The sequence below is a fragment of the Gemmatimonas sp. genome (assembly GCF_046594945.1).
Lineage (GTDB): Bacteria > Gemmatimonadota > Gemmatimonadetes > Gemmatimonadales > Gemmatimonadaceae > Gemmatimonas.
Map to the genome: position 1 here is coordinate 1 of NZ_JBKJRB010000099.1, position 4,683 is coordinate 4,683.

5 protein-coding genes and 1 pseudogene are annotated in these 4,683 nt (G+C 63.2%); 3 read left to right on the plus strand and 3 right to left on the minus strand.

Going from position 1 to position 4,683, the window contains the following annotated elements; all coding sequences use genetic code 11:
• The coding region (locus tag ACLL97_RS12140; protein WP_411280741.1) for a transposase at window positions 1–1,158 on the plus strand (1,158 nt) is incomplete at its 5' end.
• Between the two features lie 230 nt (window positions 1,159–1,388).
• Here ACLL97_RS12140 and ACLL97_RS12145 read toward each other — a convergent pair.
• Window positions 1,389–1,691, minus strand: a complete 303-nt coding sequence (locus ACLL97_RS12145; protein ID WP_411280742.1) for a HigA family addiction module antitoxin — start codon at window positions 1,689–1,691, stop codon at window positions 1,389–1,391.
• 7 nt (window positions 1,692–1,698) lie between these two features.
• Window positions 1,699–1,980: a type II toxin-antitoxin system RelE/ParE family toxin gene (locus tag ACLL97_RS12150; RefSeq protein WP_411280743.1), complete on the minus strand. Its 282-nt coding sequence runs from the start codon at window positions 1,978–1,980 to the stop codon at window positions 1,699–1,701.
• A gap of 730 nt (window positions 1,981–2,710) precedes the next feature.
• On the opposite strand from ACLL97_RS12150, the pseudogene ACLL97_RS12155 reads away from it, so the two are divergent.
• Both ACLL97_RS12155 and ACLL97_RS12160 read left to right on the plus strand, forming a co-directional pair.
• Window positions 2,711–3,661: pseudogene (locus ACLL97_RS12155) on the plus strand (transposase); the annotation flags it as partial.
• 368 nt (window positions 3,662–4,029) lie between these two features.
• Entirely contained in the window at window positions 4,030–4,236 is a 207-nt protein-coding gene (locus tag ACLL97_RS12160; protein WP_411280744.1) for a transposase, read from the plus strand.
• 169 nt (window positions 4,237–4,405) lie between these two features.
• Here the strand turns inward: ACLL97_RS12160 and ACLL97_RS12165 are convergent.
• Window positions 4,406–4,683: hypothetical protein (locus ACLL97_RS12165; RefSeq protein WP_411280745.1), on the minus strand; the 278-nt coding region annotated here is incomplete at its 5' end.

Consider the following 4,683-nt stretch of genomic DNA (forward strand, 5'->3'; position numbering starts at 1 on the left):
GTGTGCGACGGCCAGGGCCTGATCGGACGCGAGATGTTCGCGATCGATGGCGTGAAGCTGCCGAGCAATGCGTCGAAGCATCGGAGTGGGACGCGCGCCGAGTTCACGCAGCGGGCCGAGAAGTTGGAAGCCGCCGCCAAGACGATGCTCGACCGGCACCGTGCGACAGACGCACAGGAGCTCGAGCCCGACGTCGCGGCGAAGACCACCGCGCGCGTCGCGCGGCTGACGAAAGATGCCGAGCACTTGCGCGCATGGTTGGCGACGCATCCGACGGATCGCCACGGGCCGACGGGCGGGGTGCGCAAGAGCAATCGCACCGACCACGAGCGCGCGAAAATGACGACCGACAAGGGCGTCGTGCAGGGCTACACGGGTGTGGCGGCCGTCGATGCGAAACATCAGATCATTGTCGACGCGCCAGCCCATGGCACGGGCTCCGAGCAAGAGCTGCTGCTGCCGGTCGTGGAGGCGCTCGCGGCGCTCCGCACGAGCGATACCGTGCTCACGGCCGATGCGGGCTATCACAGTGAGGCGAATCTTGCCGCGCTCGCGGCGCGCCAGGTCACGGCGCTGATCGCAGACCCCGACATGCGGAAGCGCGACGACCGGTGCGCCGATCGCGAGCACCATACGACGGCACCGCATCCGTTGCATGACACATCGGGCAACACGAAGAAGCCCGTGCCCGTGTTTACGCCGAGTGATTTCACGTACGACGCTGAGGCGCGTACGTGTGTGTGTCCCACCGGGAAGCCGCTGAACCGCCGAGGGGCGCACAACGTCACGAACGGGTACGTCGGGGAACACTTTCAGGGGTCACCGCGTGATTGTGCCCCCTGTGCGCTGCGTGCGCAGTGTCTGCGCACACCGGAGACTACTGTTGCTCGCAACGTCGCGTTCTTTCGTGGGCGCGAAGACGCCGCAGAGACCGAGACGCACACGAGGCGGATGCAGCAACGGCTCGATACGCCCGAGGGGCGCGAACAGTACGGCCGTCGGTTCGCCACCGTCGAGCCGGTGTTTGCGAACCTGCGCTACAACAAGCAGCTCGATCGCTTCACGCTGCGCGGCCGGACGAAAGTCAACGGCCAGTGGCTGCTCTGTTGCCTCGTGCACCACATCGAAAAGCTGGCGCACACCGGGTATGCGGCGTGAGAAACCACGCCGCGAAGCGCACGTACAGCCACAAGACGACCGAATTTCCTCGCCGAAATGCCCGAATGGGTTGTTGAAAATACTGCGCGTGCTTTTTCGCATCACCGCGCACGCTCGCGCGCTGCGAAATTCGGGTTTTTCTACAGCCTCAACGCTGGCTTCTGCAGCGGGCGGTCAAATAACTCGCGAGCGCAGCGAGCTTCCAAATCGCCCGCCTGCAGCAAGCAAGGTTAGCTGGCGGCGGCGTACACCGTGACTTCTGCACCGAGTCGCGGACCGAGGCGATCGCGCTCGATCTCGAGATCATACCGCGTCTGCAGATTCAGCCAAAACTGCGCCGACGTCCCAAAATAGCGCCCGAGACGAAGCGCCGTATCGGCGGTAATGGCGCGCTTCCCATGCACGATCTCATTGATGCGGCGCGGCGGGACGGACACATCGTGCGCCAGTCGATATTGCGAGAGCGCGAGCGGCTCTAAGAACTCCGCCAGCAGGATCTCGCCAGGGTGGATCGGAGCGAGTTTAGTTGCCATATGAGGCTCAGTGATAGTCCACGATGGCGACGTCGTGCGCCGCACCATCTCGCCAACGAAAGCACACCCGCCACTGCTGATTGACACGAATGCTGTGCTGGCCCGCGCGATCGCCTTTCAGCTTCTCAAGTCGATTCCCGGGCGGCACCCGGAGTTCCTCGAGCGCCACGGCGGCGTCGAGCAATAGCAGCTTCCGCAGCATCACGCTCCGCAACACGGCCGGAAACCGCCGAACCGGTTGGCGATCGAAGAGTCTTCCGGTGTCGCGGTCCGAGAAGCTGACAATCATCAGGTATAGTAACGCACCGCGCTATTAACGTCAAGCGTTATGCTCGTGATCAGCCCAGCTAACGCCTGGCGCTGCCAGCAGCAACGTTTCGTTAGATGCCCTGTCAGCGACGCAGCCGCGCCACGTACAGCTGCGCGACGTTCTCGTTGGCGATCTGTGCCGGACTAAACCGCAAACGGGATATGAGCGAGACAACGCTCGCGGAGTCAGATAGCGGAAGTCGAAGGCGAATCGAGCATGCGACCACGACGCCCGTCCTGTCCACCACGAAGCCGACAAGGTTGTCGTTGTCCGCGATAGGTATGCGTGGGGTGGCTTGCCATTTGACCCCAGGAATAAGCTGTCTCATTGCGGCAACATCGGATGGCGCTGCTCGCGACACCTGCAACTCGCTGAACCGCCCGTCGAGGGCGGATGAATTCAACAGTCTGGCTGGTCGTTCAACCGTACTAGCACGATGCGGAACCTCGGCAGCGACACATCTATTCGGCTGGGTCGCGAGCGTATTGATGGCAAATAAACCAAGGACGAAAAGCACTTTACCCTCTGTCTGTTGATTTGAGCTTGAGGCCTGGCATGCGTCGCGGACGAGGTTTCTGCGTTGGCACATCTAACGAGGCTGTAGGATAAGTCCCGAACGCTGCGAATGTGGAAACGGAACTCGGCCCACTCGACGGTGTTCGCCCCGGAGAGAATCTGCGGTGCGAGGGCCCTTTCGTCGAGGCTGGTGATGGCGCGCTACAAGTACATCGACACGAATCCGAAGTTCCTGGCCGTGGACCTAGCCGCCCAGTTGCTGCCTGGCACGTTCGAGCATGCGCTGCACCATTTGGTGACGGGCGTGATCGATCTGTCCCATCTCGACGCGCGCTACAAGAACGACGAGACCGGCGCCCCCGCCTACCCGCCGACGACGTTGCTGCAGGTCGTGTTGTTCGCCTACGCGCGCGGCATCGTCAGCAGCCGAGCGATCGCCCGCGCTTGTGAGGAGCACATCACCTTCATCGCGCTGTGCGGCGATACGCGGCCCCACTTCACCACCATCGCCCACTTCGTCAGCACGCTGGGCGCCGATCTCGCGCCGATCTTCGCGGCGGTGCTCGCGGTGTGCGACCAGCAGGGCTTGATCGGCCGCGAGATGTTTGCGATCGACGGGGTGAAGCTGCCGAGCAACGCATCGAAACAGCGGAGCGGGACCCGCGCCGACTTTGAGCGACAGGCGACCAAACTTGAAGCGGCCGCCACAGCCATGCTCGAACGGCATCGCGCGAATGACGCGGCGGACGTGGAGCCGACGCTCGCCGCGAAGGCCCAACAGCGCCGCGAGCGGCTGACGCGCGATGCGAACCACCTACGCGAATGGCTCGCCACGCATCCGGACGATCGGCGTGGCGCGTCGGGCAGCGTGCGGAAGAGCAATCGCACCGACAATGAGAGTGCGAAGATGGCGACCAGCAAAGGCGTCATTCAAGGGTACACGGGCGTCGCGGTCGTCGACGCGGCGCATCAAATCATCGTGGTCGCACAAGCGCACGGCACCGGGTCGGAAACGGAGCTGCTGCTGCCGATCGTCGAGGCGGTGCAGCCGATGCGCGCGGCGACCACCGTGATCACCGCCGACTCGGGCTACCATAGTGAGGCAAATCTGCGCCAGCTCGACGCGATGCACGTCGATGCGTTGATCGCCGATCGTGATATGCGGAAACGCGATGAGCGCTTCGCGACGCAATCGCGTCATCAGCAGGGCCCGCCGACGCTGCACAACAAGACCGCGACGACTACGACGCCCGCGGTGTTCACCACCGCCGACTTCACGTACGACGCCGAGGCCCGCACGTGTGTCTGTCCCGCCGGCAAGTCCTTGTACCGCAGCGGGGGCAATCGGAAAACGAAGGACTACCTCGGTGCCCACTTTCGTGGCACGAAGCGTGACTGCGGACCGTGCCCACTGCGCGCGCAGTGCCTCCGCACGCCGGATACCACGCCGGTGCGCAACGTCCGTTCTTCCACGGCCGCACCGACACGGACGAACCCACGTACACCGCGCGCATGCAGGCACGGATCGATACGCCAGCAGGACGCGAGGTTTACGGGCAACGCTTCGCGACCGTGGAGCCGGTGTTCGGCAATCTTCGCGCGAACAAGCGACTCGATCGCTTCACGCTGCGCGGCTGCGCGAAAGTGAATGGCCAATGGACGCTCTATTGTCTCGTGCAGAATATCGAGAAACTGGCGAACGCGGGTTACGCGGCGTAACAACGGGGCGGTATTGCGCGCGTTACGGCGCCACTGGGCGTCAGCAGGGCTCTCTTTTCGAATATTCCGCGTGCGCAAGCGTGAGGCGCTGACCGCGGCGCAGGAGTAACGCGGACGCATGCCAAAAATCGACTAATTCTACAGCGTCAACGCTCCGTTAGCGAGCGGACTACGGCGTGTCACCATCGGGAAGCTCGAACAGCCACGCACTCGTCGAGTCGAGCATGAAGCGAAGCTCCTTGAGAACATCTCTAAATTGGTCAAGATCGATTCGAACCCCGTTCGTAGAGGCAGTCGCTTCGCCCTTCTTGGTGACTGGATATCGGAACTCGAACGACGAGTGATCGAGCAAACTCAGCTGTCGGATGATTTCGGCGGTCCTGTTCCATCGAGCAGATTGGTGAATGCCTCCCACGCGACCCAGTCGCTTCTGAAGCAGGTTCCAGA